Below are 15,747 nucleotides of genomic sequence, written 5' to 3'. Positions count from 1 at the left end.
GGACAAGCGCCGGGCAGGGCAAACGAACAGTCGGACTACCGCGAAGACGGCCGGCTGACAGGACCCAGGTGGGTCAGTTTTACTTCGGCGAATCTTGGGAAAGTGGGTCACTTTTAAATCGGCGTTGACAGAAAAGGATAGGGCTTGAGTGACCCGGATTGCATCCCACTTACGCTATGACGCAGCATGTCATGGAAGTCAAGCGCCCCATTTCGTTCAAGGGAGTCTTGATAGGCAGCCAGAAGCCGTCCTTCAGGGGTTTCTGTCGGCACGATGGCTAGGGCAGTCTTGAGGTTCTCAATGACTCTGATGGCATCGTCTAGCTTCCAATCGAGCTCCGCCGCTTGCAAGGCCTGATCGACTAATGCGAGACGCTCGCCATCCATCAGGATCGTTTGGCCCTTCGATCCTTTCACGCGGATTTGCTTATAGGCCAAGGAGTGGAACGTCCCCGCAATGAGCCGCTTCTTAGCAGTTTCCCCTGCAAGCGCGAGAATGCGCTCGCGCAGTTCCAGCGCCGCATCCTTGCTGAAGGAGACGGCCCCCACAACGACCTCAGGATCCGACAGCAAGTGCGCTGCCTTCGTGGCCATAGTGGAGGTCTTACCCGCACCAGGGCATGCGACCGCAACGCAGTGGCTACGCAGCAGCACGACCTCCCGTTGGGCGGCGTTGAGTCTATCGAGAGACGGGGCGGGCATCGATGAGCTCTAGATGCCGCGGATCGTTGTCATCAACTTCAAGTGCGTAGTGTAGCTACGCAACGCCAGCGGCTGGAACTTGCGCAGGAAGCTGTTCACCTGGTCATTGACGTCGGACTGATCACGGATGCCGTTCCACACCATAAAATCAAACTCGTCCATCGTCTTGTCGAAATTGACCAGAACCTGCAGCCCGCGCAGCGAGAAGCGTGAGTACGCTTGGATTTCCATCTCCAGCGATGGCCGGGTAACCGTGGGCCGGAAGATGATGTCGTTCTTGGCCTTCATTTCCGCCTCGCGCATCTCGCAGTAAGCCTTCGCCACGCGCAATTGCTCGTCGACGTAGTCCTCAAGCTTGGCCAGCTCACGTTCGAGGAAGTCGTTGACGGTAGTCAGTTCGCTTCGGCTGAACGTATCCGCACCGAAGCGCTGCAGGTTCAGGCTCATCCGGTTCAGGTAGGGCCACGACTGGAGGAACAGCGGGCGGAGCCGTGTGTGGTTAAGCTTCAGGTCGACTGCCACCACTGCGGCACCGGCGAGCTCGCGGTTCAGGATCTGCAGACCCAGGTCGCGGCGGCGCTTGACGATGGCCGCGCGTTGCTCGGGCGGCAACTCGCGGAACAGCTTGCGAGTTTTCTCCACTTCGGCCTTTTTCTTCTCGGCGTCAGCGGCGGAGATCACACCGTCCTTGCGTAGTGAGTCTGCCGCATCGACCATCTCTTGAAGCTCATGCTCGACCGAACCCGGCTCAAGCGGGCCTGCGTCGGTAAACCCCGAAGTTCCGGCTGTGGAAGGATGGTCGCCGGAGAGGGCGACCTCGGCCGGCAGGGTCATTGCATCGTCGATCATGTCGATATGTTCTGCGGTGCTCATGTGGGGTTTCTCCGTTGATGCGGTATAGGGTCCGCGAATTGAATGCAAAATAAGGCGAGACAAGCTAGCGATTGACGTGGAATGAGGCTGCAAGACGCCAGCCAAGCACCCCGACCAGAAGTGCCGCAGCCGACCAGCAGTAAGCAAGCAGCGGCACGGGAACCAGAAGCGCCGACGCGCCGATGCCGAACGTAACCAGCAAGCCGTGCGCGGCGAGGTGAAAGGAGAGCGGACTCGCGAATCCGGCGGCAGAAGCTTTGATGCGCCTGGCCACGGCGCCGTCGTTGAGCATCGCGATCAGGAAGATGATGGCGCCGAACGCCCAGGTGTGTGCGACGGCTGCCCGATACAGCGCGCGATAGATGGTCATCCAGAAGTTGCGCACCCACCGCCTCCCGAGGTCTGACGCACCAGCGTCCGAGAGGGCGGAGCTGGATGCTGAACCGGATAGCGAGGAGCGCAACAACCCAGAATCGACGAACCACGCACGAAACCGCTCGTTCGCGGCACCTGTGGCGCCAGAGGCGCGCACTTCACCCAGGACCGCCTCGACAGAGGTCTGCTCGTCGGCGCCAATCTCGAAGCGCTCGCTCTCCGGCAGCATCGGTGCGAGCACGCAAAGCATCAGGGGTGCGGCGAGCAACCAGACGCGGATATGCCCGGCAAATCGGCTTCCTGCCATCACAGCACCCACTGGCGGAGAAGGAGAATGGCCAGTACGGCCAGCGAGCCAACGGCACCCCAGAAATGCCTGGGCTTCACGAGCGACAGGCGTATGAGCGAAAAGCAGAATGCTGCGCGGCCGTAACGGAACTCTTCCGGAATGGCGCCACGCTTCTCCGCCGTCATGTCCTGACGAATCCACGCTTGCATGCCTGCAGCGTCGTCCCAAGCCACGCCGGACAAGCGGCTTGCGAGCTTGACCGGGAACATCCGGACGTTCTCCACGGCGTAGCGGATGGACACACCCATCTCACTGAGCATAGAACTTTGCGACATCGTATTCCTCGAAGTAGCGACGGAAGGTGTGACCAGTCAGCACGCGGGCGGCGAGCTGAAAGGCAGCGCTGCGCTGCGTCACGACGCCCGGGCAGGGTTCGTCGACAACGCGGCATACATAGCCCGGTTCCTGCCTTGCCTCGAACACAGGGATCGGTTCGTTGTACGGATACCAGACGTTGTACTTCTCACCTTTGAAGGCGGCATATCGCTTCTCGTAGAGCTCGTGCGAGCGCGAAAACAGTCCTTGCATGAAGGCGATGTTCGCGTCGCCGGCCTTACGCGCGGCCCGGTACGACTGGATGGCATCGACCAGCATTTCCTTGACCAGCGGCTCTTCCCGGATGCAGAAGTTCAGGCCGATGTAGTCGACAACACGGCTGCACGCGTCGATCAGTTCGGGGGACACCGTGAACGCCGGCGAGAGCTTCGGCGACAGCTTGTATTGCTTGACCACTGCGCGGAACAGACTTGATTGCATGTCGGCGTACTATCCTTCGATGATGGGAATCCGGCCTTGGTAGACGGATCCACCAGAGATGCGCAGAAAATATTGCAGGTTGGGCAGCATAGTGATCAGCTGAGTCGGGATAAGCGGCGCTTTTTCCAGTTGCGTCGAACGCGAAACCGACCCGTTGAATTCGCCGATATGTGCCTCGGATCCAGTGCTCGTGCTGCTGGTGGTGGTGATGTTCTGAATCGCCGTTTCCCCAACCTTGTCCGAGAACCACTGGGCCGTGTCCGTGTCTTCCAATCGTAAGATGATCTGGTTGTTGAGATTCCCCAAAACCTGCATCATTTTTGCTGCGTTTCCCAGTTTCGCCTCCAAATCGGAGCGGCTTTGGAAGGCGACCAAGGCATTGAAGCCTGCGCCGCGGCCCTTGTTGAGGATCTGGATCACCTGCTCATTGATCGCCTCGGCCACCTCATCGATGACCAGGACGACCTTAGGCGGCTTGGCGTAGAAGTTGTAGATGGCGCCGGCCACCGACGCGACGTCGGACAGGATCATCGAGGCGATGGCCTTCGCGACGATGCTGCTGGAGAGGGAGTCCAGGCCGACGAACAGCACTGCCTTTTGCTTGATCACCTTGTCGATGTCCCAAATCTCGCGGTCATCGGTGAAATCGTCCGCCTTGGGGGCGAGCATGAGCCCCGTCTCCCCAGTGGCAAGCATCTGCAGGAGCGGAAGAACCGAGGCGATGATTCGCATGTAGTGGTCGCGGTCATGAACAAAGGTGCCGACCAGGCCATCGATGGATTCGTGGCCGCGGCCGACGTTGAAGTACCGCTCGGTGTACAAACGAACCATGGCCTCGATCAGCGTCCCGCCGGGGCGCTGCCCGACCTGCTGCATGTAGGATCCCGCCTCGTCCTCCCAGGCGGTGAATCCCATTTCCGCGAAGAAGCGACGCAGAGCGCGGTCTAGTAGATTGTTGATGCCGCTCTGCGCGTAATTCAGGATGGAACGCAGGTTCGGCTTGTCACCGACGTAAAGCTCGCCCTTGACGGCACGGTCAATGAAGAGGAATGCGAAGTCCCGGAACGGACCCTCTTCTAGCAGTTGGGCAATCCGGCTGGCGATTTCCGACGGCTGCGACCAGTTTTCTAGCGGGTTGAGCCGGATAGACTCGGACGGCGCCGCCTGCTTCCAGTACAGGAACTTTCGGCCGGCGCGGGCGCATTCGCGTTCGACGCGCTCCTTCCATTCGCGGTCATTTTTAGGGTCGACAATAATTAAAATGTCGTCCGGATCGTGAACGACCTGGGTGCAAATGACCTCATAGGTGCGGGTTTTGCCGCTGCCGGTCGTTCCTGCCACAGCCGTGTGGCCCGGCAGCGCCTTGTAATGGAGCGGGACGTGCACCTTCTTCGGCTCCATCCCGTGGATCCAGGACTTGCCCTGCGGAGACCGGTCCCGTAATGCATTCGCCGGGGCGAATTGCCTCTCGACGACGGCAGCCACCTCTTTGGGAAGCCACTTCGGCAAGCCGGGAATGTCGTTGGTGGGCATCCGCAGGATGTCGTGAGCGATCTGGCAATGACGCTGTGTCCATTCGAACCCGGTGCCAAGGTACATGGCGTCTTCATCGCGCCGCATCTGTGCCGTGGTGTGCAGGAGGGCCTCGATGCGGATCTTGGTCAGCCACTTCGTGGAGATGGCCATGCGGAACTTCAGGGCCTTCCAGAATTGCGCCGCGCGCAGTGAAAATGCAGCCAGGCAGAGCAGGGCGAAGTATCCCCAGTGCGGCATCCCGGACAATGGCAGCAGGACCAATGCACCGAGCCACCCGGTCGCGGCTCGCATCTCGAAGATCGGCCGAAAGTGGTTCACATAATGGCGCATGCTCAAGCCTCCTGAACCGGAGGGCGCGATGCGAGAACGGCACTGATCTTCTCGGTCAGCACGAGATCGGTGCCCTGGACTCGCGCCAGAAAGGACAGCTTCTTTAGGCTGTTGATCAGCGTGTCGCTAGACAGCCCATAGTTGCCCAGCGCCCGCTTTGGCAAGACAAGCCGGTTGCCCGCCCAGGTCACTGGAACCTTCCCCGCTGTCATGTCCTGCGCCAACGCGAGGAAGAACTCGCGCATCAGGTTGGATGCATTCCCGAGGACGTCCGCGAGCCCTTCGGGCGCGGCCAATTCATCCGAGCCGCGACGGAGGCTGCGCCCACTATCCAGCTGCATTGGCTGAGCACTACGTGGAACTTCTTGGGGGCTGGGGAGATCTTGCTGAGGTGTCGCGTCGCGGGCTTCAGGTGCCGGAGTCCCCTTGGCGCCAGCGGCAGCAAAGAGGCAGATGACGGAGGCTGCGGCGCTCTCGGTCGGAGGCACCACGGCATGGGGCGGGGTATCAGCCGGGGCAGCCTTCACGGACTCTTGGGGCAGAGATCCCACAGCGAGCAAGTCCGCCGGCGGTGCCGGCGTCCCCACTGGGGCAAAGTCCGCGCGACGCGCCTTCAGCTCAAAGCTCGTGGTGGCGTCGACGGCAAGTCGGACCACCTTGTGCAGCAGCGACTCAAGCGTGACCGGGCGGGGTTCGGGGTTGATGGCGGCGAACAGTTCCGACAGCACTTCGCTGTCCAGGCTGGCCAGGATGTCCTGGCCGAGAATCTCGCGGGCGAGAAGGGCAGTCCGCATGCGTTCGACGGGCAGCGCCGCCGCACGGCGTGTCACACGGTAGCTGCCATCGCCCAGCCATGGACCAAAGGCGCCGTGCAGTGCCGGCAGCCATTCGGCGCCGTCAACTGCGCGGTGAAATTGGAAATGCCTGCATGGCTCGTCCAGTCTGGAGCAGCACGCTGCGAGGAAGAGGGCGTACAGGTATTGCGGCTCAAGGCGCCGACGTTGCTCGGAGGGCTTATCCGCGCCGAACTTCTGGCCACCCGAGAGGCGCATGGCGAAGTAGGCCACCTCGACCGTGGCACGAAACGCGCCGCCTGGCTCCGCGTGTTCTTCAGGGCGTAGCGGCATCGAGGAGAACCAGACGGCGCACCGTTCCAGGATCGCGGTCCACTTCTTCGCGAATACTGCCGGCTCGGCCTCGTTGGCGTACTGGCGGATCAGGTCGGTGCGCGACTGGTGTGCCGCCAAAAGCTCGCCGGTGGTCATTGGGGTATGCATGTTCACTTCACCATCTTCCCGCCGAGCTTCCAGGCACCGCGGCCAGCGGCACGTAGCGCACCGCCGCCCGAGACGCCTCCGCCTGTGCCGAACAGCTTGCCGGCGATAGCGGGGATCTCCAGAGAAATCAGTATCAGCATGATCGAAATTGCCAATGCGTACACGCCGGCCGCCATCGTGTCGGTGCCTGCATCATTGACACTGCCTAGCGTGGAGTCCAACGTGGTTGTCACGAGACGGGAAATGATCGCCGCGACAACGATATACAGCGAGCCGCTGAACATGTAGTCGAGCCATGCCGTGAAGTAGCGACGCGTAAAAGACGAGAAGGCTAGCGCTACAGCGATCGGGCCGACCACCACGCCTACTGCGACTTGCAACTCTCCAAGCATCGTGAAGAAGTAAAAGATGATCGCTGCAAACGCGCAGGCCAGAAAGGCAAGGAACAGAAGGATCGCAGCAACCATGGACTTCAAGATGTTCTCTAGGCTGAACCCGCTCGTGGCGATCCTGACATACGAATCCCAGAGCTTGCCGGCCGTTGTGATGATGCTTGCGCCCGGGGTGACCTCTGCGCCATTGATCCGCGTGGCTAAGGCATTGAACCACTCGAAGATCCCCGGCCCGAACTGGTCATAGCCGACATAGATCGCGGCAAAGATCCCAATGAGGGTCAATTCCTCCAACAGATCGGTCCACGCAGCGGTCGCGTCCCCAGTCCCCGCGAAGCGGAAGCCCGCCAGGACAAGCGTGATGACGCCCAAGCCGAAGGCCAGTTTGTCTGCTTCGGATCGGACCGTATCGCTAAGCCTGAGTGCGCCCGCCGAAAGCCCACTTCGCAGACCCTGGATCTTCCCTGCAGCCTTTCCGAGCCCTTCCGCAACCGTTCCCGGCGGGGAGATATAGACCGGCTTGTCGTTACCGGGTTGCGTGCTGCTCGCAGACCCGCTACCGGCTGGCGTTCCTGTTCCCGGAAGATCCACGGTTTCGCTCTGCGCGATTGCGGCACCAGCACTCAGGCTGAGAAGGACCGCCGCGAAGGCGGCGAGCAGCAGACGCACGAAGCGTGACGGCATGACAGGGGCTCGAAAGGTACGCATCAGTTCTTGAACACCGTCTGGCGCAGTTTGTTGAGTTGGGCTTCCTGATCGCGTTGGATCTGCTGCGTCACGTTCGTGGCCTCGGTGTCGGAAGCCAGCGCCCTCTGGTCCTTCGTGGCATCCGACTGTGCCTTGGCACTCATGAGCTGCAGCACGTCGCTGTTCTGGCTGGCCAGCACGTCGAGCATGTGATTCGTCGCTTCGGCGGTCGCTTGGGCGGTAGGGGAGAGCGTCATGTCTTCCTGGATCTTTGCCCGTCGCTTCGCCAGAGACTGATTGTTTCCCGCGATTTTGCTAGCTAGGGAGAAGAGCTGCTTAGCTGCCTTGTCGCCGTTGCTGATTAGCGTACGTTGGTCCTGGAACCATTGTTCAGGCGTCTTTCCAGACACAACCACAAGACTTTGGACACGCGCAAGAAAGTCGGCGCTTTCCGAAATGCCACCATAGAGGGACTGCAGTGTTTGGCCGTACTCCTCAAGCTTGGAGATGTCGGCCTTGGTGGCATTGGCTTGTTCCGCCAGGGCGGCGGGGTCGAGACCTGTGGCCTGCGCCAGTTGATTCAACATCATCTTGTACTGGTAGGCGATGTTGGTGTTTTCGTACACCTCGGTCTTCAGGGCCTGAGCAGCTGTCAGTGTGTTCTTCAGGAAGTTGGCCGCGTCGAAGACTGGCCAGCCGCTTGCGAATGCCGGCATAGAAGCGGAGCCCATAGCGAGCGCCAGGATGCCAGCGGCAGTCATGCGTTTGATCATGGTGAGAATCTCCTTTACTTGCCGGCGCGGGCGAGGATCTCGCGCACATAGCGTTGTTGCCAGCCTGGTTCGCCCGATGCCATGTGCCTGTCTAGAACGGCTTGGGCATATCCGTCCGAGCGCAGCATGGCGATCATCTCGTCGGAAAAATTGGTTTGCAGCATGCGGGTCTGCGATCGCGTTACCAACAGGTAGTCGCGGTTCGGGACGGCGTCATTGATCATCTTCACTTGATCGAGGGTCAGGCCGAAGGTGTCGCAGTACAGATCAGTGTCTGTGAGCGCCTGGTTGTTCGGCAGATAGATCAGCGAGCCGATGTTGTCCTTGAGGATCTCGAAGTCGGCAACACGGACGATTTGCCGCAGCGATTGGGTCGCCATGCGGATCGCGCCGTTAAGCTTGCGGATCGTTGTGACCCAGTTCTCCAGGCGGCTATAGACGTTCTTGTTCTTAAAGAAGAAGCCGGCTTCTTCCACCTCGATGACGACGTGCGCGATGCCGTCCATCGTCTGTTTGATGCGATAGAAGGCATAGTCCACGAACAGCACCGCGGCCGCAGGAAACTTCTCCATCAGGGATCCCATCTCGATGGCGAGGTCGTCGCTCACGTCGAAGGCGTCTTCCACGTTGTCGAAGAAGTGCCCATATTGGCCGCCCGTGGTCCACATCTGCAGGCGCTCGCGCAGGTCTGAATGCAGCAAGGTGCAGAGGTGGGTCAGCGTCCATTTCTCGCGCGGATAGCGAGACAGGATCTGCACAGCCTCGAAGATGTCGGTGCGCTGCTGGGGGGAGAGCCGAAACTCGTCGTCTTCCATCGCCAGACCGAGCCATTCGACCAGGTACGAGAAATTGGCAGGTTCTGCCACCAGCACAAGCGGATTGACCTTCGTCGCGGCCTGGGTCTCGCCAGTGATATCAATGAACTTGCCACCGCCAAGCAACGTGGTGATGCGGGTGGAGCGGTCCTTGTCGAAGCGGATGCGACGCGCCTTTTGCCGACCAGCCTGCGACATCAGGAAGTTCAGCATCACCGATTTGCCAGCGCCGATGGGGCCGAGCATGAGCAGGTGGCCGTTGCCGCCTGGTTGATGCAGGTCCAGGTTCTGCGCGGTGCGGTAGCGCGTGGGCAGGCAAGTTAGCGGCGGGATCTCGATGCCGGCCTTGTCGGTGAGCCAACCGTTCAAGCTCGGACCATTGTGGACGGCTCGGACCGGCGCGATGTCGGAGAGGGCGGGCGTCTCAACGAACTGCAGCCGGCGCTGCTTGTCCCAGCGGCCGGGCAGGGTGCTGTTCCAGGCAGGCATTAGATTTGCCTTCTCCCGGATCGACCCGAATCCCGCGTTCGTCAGCGCGCCCACCACTTCGCTGACGGAGTCTTCAAGCTCATTCTCCGTGTCGCCGTAGACGATGATGGAGATGTTGGCGAATCCATGCTGCTGGCCTTCCGCGGTCAGACGCTTCAGTGCCGCCCCGGCCTCTTTGGCGAGCTGCTCACGTCCCTCGTCGTTCTCCGCCTCTTCCTTCGAGGCATACTGCTTGATGATCGACCAGACGTTGAAGGCAGCCATCTTGTAGAAGCGACGGACGGCCTCGATGTGCTTCGTCGCCTTGGCGGTGTCGAGGAACCGGAACATCAGGCAGATATCGAGTTCGGCATCGATCTGGGTCAGCACATCAAGGGCCGCCTCCTGAAAGCCGAGCCACTCCTTGACAGCGACGATGGYGCCATAGCGCTTGCCATGCGCGGATTCAAAGATCAGCCGCTCCGCACCGGCCGTGACTTCTGACTCGGTCAGGTGCGTGTCGAGCAACGTCATCGGATAGCGGATGCGACGCTGAGGCACAGTCGGGTTGGCGGTCTGATGGAGTTCGGCCAGCGCGTCCTGCATAACCAGCCGCTTCAACCCCAGTCGGACGGCCCCGCCCTTGAAGGCATCCAGCATCGATTCAAAGCGCTTCGCGTCCGCGCTCATCCTCTCGACGTCGAAGGCGAATGCGTTGCGAGCCAGCAGAATGTCCTTCGTCGTCTCTACCGCCGCTGGCAAAAACGCCCGACCTCCAACGGTCATGTGGTAGCTCATCTTGTCGAACACCTTATCCATCCCGTTTTCCGGCGTGTAGGCCAGATGCAGGCTATGGGTGTTCGTGAAGTACTTCCCGGTCGTCATGTGCTGCCGGTTCAGCTCGTCAATGCGCGCATCGGACGGAGACGCGAACTCACCGCCCACGTATCGCTTAGTGCGCCGGTGGCGCAACCGCCACCACGCAGTCACCCGGCTGTCGAAAGAGCGACAGGCCTGGTCAAGCTGATCTCTTGCCGAACTGATATCGCTGGCGTTTTGCGCATCCGCGTCAATACCCGTGAACTCATAGCTTGCAAGCAGGGATCCGTCCTTGTTCAGGACAAGCTCGGGCGTGAAAGGGGTGAGCCAGGGAGCGATCTCCTGGAGGGGGCGGCGCTTCAGCATGGGAGGTCGCCAGCAGTCACCCGACTGTCCAATGAGCGGCAGGCCTGGTTAAGTCGATCTCTCGCCGAGCTGATACAGCCGGCGCCCGGCGCGTCCGCGTCAATGCCCTTGAACTCGTAGCTTGCCAGCAGGGATCCGTCCTTGTTCAGGACAAGTTCGGGTGTGACAGGGGTGAGCCAGGGAGCTATTTCTTGTAGGGGGCGGCGCTTCAGCATGGTAGGTCGCTATCAAAGCCGTAGGGACGGCGGAACCGGGCGTGCATGCGACCGTGCCAAGGCATCGAATCGTAGACGTCGCCATAGTGGTTGAAGACGTTCAGGACCTGGTTCCACCATGGATCCCGCGTGGTGATCCAGCGCAGCAGGCCGTGAACCACGATGCCGAAGACCAATGCCGCCACGGGCAACTGCCATCCGGCCCTATAGGTGACGTAGATCAGCAATGCTGTGATCGTGCCATTGGCAATGGCAAGGCCTCGGACCGCGCCACCGATCATGCGCGGAAGAGAAAGCGAGCGGCTGACGTGGTGGCTGCGCATGTCAGAATCCGGAGCACGCGGCGCCGATGCCGTAGTTTTTGAGGATCGGGACAGCTGCCGCCGCGATGCCGATACCAACGCCTGCGAACGAGACGAACTTCATGATGGTCGACTCGGCGTTGGCGATGCCAATCGCGGCCAGCACAATGATGATCAGGCCGGCCACGAACAGGAACGTGGTGTTGAAGAAGCTTGCAATCCCGCAAATGGTGTTGGTGAGACCGGACAGAAAGCTAGCGTCAGCGGCAGCTGCGGGAGTAGCGACGGCCATGAGCAGCAACAACGCGACACCGGGCGGTGTGGCCAACTGCTTCTGTGCTGCCTTAAGGGAGTTGCGAAAGGACATAGGTCAATAGCTCCTGGTTAGAAGACCCGTTTGAGTACGTAGTTGTTGTCGTCGAATCCCTGAATTTCCAGGACTTCGGAAAGGTGACGCAGCTCGCCGGTGCGGCGCATGTGGACCACATAGTGGAAACACTCGGCGATGAGCTTGCGCATATCGTTGAGTTCCCAGCGAGATCCTGGCGGGATGCCAAGCATGGCCATGCCTTCCAGGCGCGAGAGCGCAGAGCGGGCGGTGCTCGCGTGCAGGGACCCCATGCCACCATCGTGGCCGGTGTTCAGCGCCTGAATGAAGTCGAACGCCTCACCGCCGCGGACCTCACCAACGAGGATCCGGTCTGGCCGGAACCGGAGGCTTAGCGCGACCAGCATTTGGGTTGTGACTTGCTTGTCGGTATTGCTGAGTAGCCGTACCGAGTTAGGCACGCTCAACTTGAGCTCTTGCGTGTCCTCAATGGTGATCACGCGTTCGGTGTCGGGAATCTCGCCGACCAGGGCGTTAAGCAGTGTGGTCTTGCCTGAGGAGGTGCCGCCGGCGACGAGGATGCTCTTGCGCTGGCGAACCAGGCCTGCGAGCGCGTGCATGACTTCGTCGTCCACCGCGCCGGGCGGGAAGATCGGGGCTTCGGCTTCGCGGCTTTTTGCGACGGCCGCTGAGAAGGCGCCCATCCTGACGTAGTCGGCAAGGGTCAGATTGGTGTCGCGATGGCGTCGGATGCTCAGCGCATGGCCGTCGATCGCGGTCGGTCGCATCACGGCTGCAATGCGCAAGCCTTGATGACCGGCGTTGATGATGCCTTGGTGCGTTCCTCTAACAGCCGACTTCTGCACGGACGAGGCGAGCGATCTGACGGCGCCTTCGACCATGGCAGGATCGAGCTTGATGTCGAGCTTGAGCAACTGGCCCCTGCGCTCGATCCAGATGCTGTCGTGGCGGTTGATCATGACCTCCGCTACCTCGGAGGACTCCATGTACGGACGGACGGGCGACAGCGACTCGAAAAACATGCCGACGGCACTGTCTTCCAGTTGGCTCAGCTGTAGTGCGGGGTGGTCGAAGGCATGGGTAGACATGCCCGCTATTGTTGATTCGCTACCGGATGACGTGAGCGTCGAAAGCTCTACGATTTTCGCGAGTTTTCTCAGAATATCGGAGAGGAGGGCTGTGCTGCGCCCGGCGCCGTGGCTAGCTACGGATCATGTCACGACCTTGTGCGCATCCCTTCAGGCCGGCTAATGGACTTGCTTAGCCCGGAATCCCGGTTGCGTTTCGGGATGACCGTTAATCATGATTCACAGTATTCCCCGAAAAGCTCACACAAACATGTCGCCTTTCTGGTCTTGCATGATTCAACGCGAGGCGCGACTGTCAATATCCTTTCGGGTTCTACTGAACACGGCGTTTCGCCAAAGGCTCATGGGTTCGATGACGCGGGGTGATGATTGTGCGGCTGGCTCCCAGGCCCGTTCACGTGGTACCCAGCGCAAACGGTATCGTGCTCGTCACAGCAATCGTAGGCAGAAATACCTGATGCTAAGAAGCCGAGATGGCGGATTCGTTACAAAATCTACAGAGATTGCGTCGGCGGTCTGTTGTTCGGCCCAGTAACCTATAGCCATCAGGGGTTCGGGGCCGATTACCCCTATCAAGTGGGGTCCATCCGCGTGTCCTGAGCATAGGGTTGAATGGCGCTTTTTCCGGCTGAAGCTATTGCGCGAACGGTTTGCTCACGCTATGCCGTCCTGTCGGCGGTCGCGTTGACAGGATGCTTGCCATTTCCCCTACCCAGTTATCGCCATCCATGAAAGCCAATGTATTAATTGGATGCCGAATGTAAAAAAAAAATGCCACACCGAGGTAGTCGGGAAACGGCGCTGTGCGTTAATGAAATATGGTCGGGACTGCCGAAGTGTCACCAAGCGAGCGGACCGGACTCTATGGACCTGCCTTGACCACGGGGAGCGGCAATTGTGGATAGCACTTTAGGCCTGAATTCAAATATTGCGTTACCGAGTGTTGCGAAGGCTTTGCTCAAAGGCACCACGACCTGTGGTTGCCGAGTTGTCGGCGCAAGCGGATGTGGGGGCGGTCCCACCTTGCTGCTGTTTGGTGGAGTGCCTGCACGGTCCGAGCGATTTTTGTATATAGAAGAGCCGTTGGCAGAGGCGGTCTCCGCAGTCGAGTGCATCCCATTCGAGGGCGTCACAAGGGATGTGGCCCTGGTCAGCGATTTGACCGAGGAAGGGAAGATCACTCTGCGTCTCTTGCCCGGAACGGATCAAGAGCAGGGCGTTTTCTTGCGAATCGAGGAGCTGGCGTCATTTCCCGGTGAGGACTCTTTGGTCGGGAATTTCGTCGGGCAGGTCTGGGCGCTTGAGGAGGGGGGCAAACTTGATATAGAAGTAACAGCCACCGAAGCTGGTTACCGCTTGTTGGCTCGTATCCCGGGCAACTGTGTTGCTTACGGCATCCTGGTCGACTCGGATTCCGGCTTGTGTCCTGTCGAATTGCGGATTGACGGTCCGCGTAGCTGCCTAATCAGGGGAAAGCCCCTCGTCGGGTACGCGTTCTGGCGACGTGATATGTCGATGTTTGCCGTCGCCGTACCCCTTGCGGGCGGAGGGATTCTGTACGTTGGCCAACCGCAGCGCGAGATACTTACCAGTTTGTAGGGGGGCTTGACTGCCGAGCCCAGGACAAATCGCGCCATCGGATTCCTCGAACGCCGCGAGTTCGCCAACGCAGACGGAGTCACCGCTGTCTCCTGTGTCGAGCCAACCGGCGTCGACTGCGGTTCAGCCCACCGCGTGGCCTGCCAGACGCTAATAGATCCAGTGCTCACCGGCTGCTGGCGCACTGCCAGTTAGTTGATAGGGGCCGGGATGGGGCTTTGGGCCGGGGCGCTTTCCCCCATCGCCCGATCCTGAACGATGGAGCAAGCGGAGAGAAGGGCCGGAGGCCGACACTGGTTACCTAGTGAGGTTACCAGACAGCATAGTTGCCGTTCGGGTCTGAGCAATGGGATCTTCAACCCTTTCCACCTTTCTAGGGCAGGCAACGACTGTAAATAGCATGGCAGGGGTACGGCATCTGTGCCCAGCATGGGACCAGATAGCAAAGCGAACTCATCGCATCGCGTGGCAAGGATGGGGTTGGTCGACCAGATGGAGCGTTCCGGGCCATACGACAGGCCATGTACAAATGACGGTCAGGGCATCGATTGATGGCGGTTGATACTGTGGCGCCGAACCGCCGACATCCCGCCGGCACCAGCCTGGTCAGTTACTCGATTGAAGTCACTCGTGCTAGTTCTTGTCCGACAGCATAGACCCGGCTAGGCTGGAACAGGGAGCGAGCGAGATCGAATTCGAATCGTACCACCAGGTTACGGATCTGCCGCCAACGGCAGGGCAGCGCGTTCCGGCCTTGCCAGTACGCACAACAGGCGGAAACGCATTGTATGGCCTCCCGATGAAGGTATACCTCACCGGCTTGATATCGCAGATACGCAGTTACCAGCTCACGCAACCTCAGCGCGGTAGCATGATGTGGCTCAACTAGGGGCGAATCCCCTCGCGCCATGGCGATTCCGAGTGCGTGGTATGGAGCGGCGGCGCGCGCCAGTTCGCCCGCGTTGCGGGCCGTATGCCAAATCACAAACATTCCGCTCATAGTGACCGTGTACTTTCGTTTGGAGTCGACAACGATGTCGACGATCGCGTCTCGCGTCGGCATAGCGTAGCCAGTCTTGCGTTGAATGTCACGATTAGTGTGTGTACGATTGGTGTGCACCCCACCACAGTAGGGGGTTATGAAAATGACCCTACGCCGGCGCTTTGGCACGCGCATTCGAGACCTACGGAAAGCCACAGGCCTCTCCCAAGAGGCTTTTGCAGATCGAGTGGGATTTGCCCGTACCTACATGAGCCGCATAGAGACAGGAGGTGCCAATCCCTCTCTCGATGCGATCGAAACGCTGGCGACAGCTTTACGGATCAGTGTTGCCGATCTCTTCAGCACACTTTGATTTGATGGCCGGCGCCGGGGTGCTCCCCTAAAGTTCTTCAGAAGCTCATGGTACGAAGCAAGCCGGTCTCCGATATACTTTCATCTTCGTGAAATAACCATGTGGCCGATACTCTCACGGCTCTCATTTCTTTGTATTGCACATGCCGCGACCATTGCCAGATCCAACGTTGCCATCCCGCGCCACGATCAAGATTTGCTCCCATCTTGGGGATAGGGTGCGCGCGACTCGCGCTGCCCAAGGCCTACCAATTGATCAGGCCGCGCGGACATGTGGGGTGTCTGTGGGAATGCTGTCGAAACTTGGGAATGCTGTCGAAACT

At 60.1% G+C, this 15,747-nt stretch carries 15 protein-coding genes and 1 pseudogene; 2 read left to right on the top strand and 14 right to left on the bottom strand.

Features of this window, described 5'->3' with window-relative positions; all coding sequences use genetic code 11:
- Positions 1-113: 113 nt before the first annotated feature.
- The 14 genes and pseudogenes from AC1DQR_RS39145 to AC1DQR_RS39080 all read right to left on the bottom strand — a co-directional run bounded on the left by AC1DQR_RS39145 (position 114) and on the right by AC1DQR_RS39080 (position 12,471).
- Positions 114-701, bottom strand: a complete 588-nt coding sequence (locus tag AC1DQR_RS39145; RefSeq protein WP_477135031.1) for a UvrD-helicase domain-containing protein — start codon at positions 699-701, stop codon at positions 114-116.
- 9 nt (positions 702-710) lie between these two features.
- The gene (locus tag AC1DQR_RS39140; protein WP_477135030.1) at positions 711-1,574 is read right to left on the bottom strand and encodes an ATPase; all 864 of its coding nucleotides are present in this window, start codon (positions 1,572-1,574) and stop codon (positions 711-713) included.
- A 64-nt stretch (positions 1,575-1,638) separates the two neighbouring features.
- Complete coding sequence (locus AC1DQR_RS39135) at positions 1,639-2,256, bottom strand: IncC plasmid conjugative DNA transfer DtrJ family protein (RefSeq protein WP_477135029.1); 618 nt, start codon at positions 2,254-2,256, stop codon at positions 1,639-1,641.
- Positions 2,256-2,573: a hypothetical protein gene (locus AC1DQR_RS39130; RefSeq protein WP_477135028.1), complete on the bottom strand. Its 318-nt coding sequence runs from the start codon at positions 2,571-2,573 to the stop codon at positions 2,256-2,258. Before AC1DQR_RS39130 ends, AC1DQR_RS39135 begins: the two co-directional genes overlap by 1 nt.
- Positions 2,548-3,054 carry a hypothetical protein gene (locus AC1DQR_RS39125; RefSeq protein WP_150984873.1) on the bottom strand — a complete coding sequence of 169 codons (507 nt, stop codon included), beginning with the start codon at positions 3,052-3,054 and terminating at the stop codon, positions 2,548-2,550. The genes AC1DQR_RS39130 and AC1DQR_RS39125 overlap by 26 nt, the downstream gene beginning before the upstream one ends.
- Positions 3,055-3,063: 9 nt before the next feature.
- Positions 3,064-4,920, bottom strand: a complete 1,857-nt coding sequence (gene traD / locus AC1DQR_RS39120; RefSeq protein WP_477135027.1) for a conjugative transfer system coupling protein TraD — start codon at positions 4,918-4,920, stop codon at positions 3,064-3,066.
- A gap of 2 nt (positions 4,921-4,922) precedes the next feature.
- Positions 4,923-6,185 carry a TraI domain-containing protein gene (locus tag AC1DQR_RS39115; RefSeq protein WP_477135026.1) on the bottom strand — a complete coding sequence of 421 codons (1,263 nt, stop codon included), beginning with the start codon at positions 6,183-6,185 and terminating at the stop codon, positions 4,923-4,925.
- Positions 6,186-6,199: 14 nt separating this feature from the next.
- A complete protein-coding gene (locus AC1DQR_RS39110) occupies positions 6,200-7,273 on the bottom strand; it encodes a type IV secretion system protein (protein WP_477135025.1) in 1,074 nt (357 codons plus the stop codon).
- A gap of 23 nt (positions 7,274-7,296) precedes the next feature.
- Positions 7,297-8,049 carry a TrbJ/VirB5 family protein gene (locus AC1DQR_RS39105; protein ID WP_477135024.1) on the bottom strand — a complete coding sequence of 251 codons (753 nt, stop codon included), beginning with the start codon at positions 8,047-8,049 and terminating at the stop codon, positions 7,297-7,299.
- A 14-nt stretch (positions 8,050-8,063) separates the two neighbouring features.
- A complete protein-coding gene (locus tag AC1DQR_RS39100) occupies positions 8,064-10,517 on the bottom strand; it encodes a VirB4 family type IV secretion system protein (protein WP_477135023.1) in 2,454 nt (817 codons plus the stop codon).
- 11 nt (positions 10,518-10,528) lie between these two features.
- Positions 10,529-10,732 (bottom strand): annotated as a pseudogene (locus tag AC1DQR_RS39095) (hypothetical protein); the annotation flags it as partial.
- Positions 10,726-11,055, bottom strand: coding sequence for a VirB3 family type IV secretion system protein (locus AC1DQR_RS39090; protein ID WP_253927847.1), 330 nt, complete (start codon positions 11,053-11,055; stop codon positions 10,726-10,728). The gene AC1DQR_RS39090 and the pseudogene AC1DQR_RS39095, both read right to left, overlap by 7 nt.
- 1 nt (position 11,056) lies before the next feature.
- Positions 11,057-11,401 carry a prepilin gene (locus AC1DQR_RS39085; RefSeq protein ID WP_183032537.1) on the bottom strand — a complete coding sequence of 115 codons (345 nt, stop codon included), beginning with the start codon at positions 11,399-11,401 and terminating at the stop codon, positions 11,057-11,059.
- Between the two features lie 17 nt (positions 11,402-11,418).
- Positions 11,419-12,471 carry a CpaF family protein gene (locus AC1DQR_RS39080; RefSeq protein ID WP_477135022.1) on the bottom strand — a complete coding sequence of 351 codons (1,053 nt, stop codon included), beginning with the start codon at positions 12,469-12,471 and terminating at the stop codon, positions 11,419-11,421.
- Between the two features lie 897 nt (positions 12,472-13,368).
- Here AC1DQR_RS39080 and AC1DQR_RS39075 point away from each other — a divergent pair.
- Both AC1DQR_RS39075 and AC1DQR_RS39070 read left to right on the top strand, forming a co-directional pair.
- Positions 13,369-14,070: a hypothetical protein gene (locus tag AC1DQR_RS39075; RefSeq protein WP_477135021.1), complete on the top strand. Its 702-nt coding sequence runs from the start codon at positions 13,369-13,371 to the stop codon at positions 14,068-14,070.
- 1,139 nt (positions 14,071-15,209) lie between these two features.
- Complete coding sequence (locus AC1DQR_RS39070; RefSeq protein WP_477135020.1) at positions 15,210-15,425, top strand: helix-turn-helix domain-containing protein; 216 nt, start codon at positions 15,210-15,212, stop codon at positions 15,423-15,425.
- Positions 15,426-15,747: the final 322 nt, after the last annotated feature.

This window comes from Cupriavidus sp. 05L411, from assembly GCF_056398045.1.
Note: the sequence above shows the minus strand (reverse complement) of the source record. Positions and strands in the feature narration are given on the sequence as shown.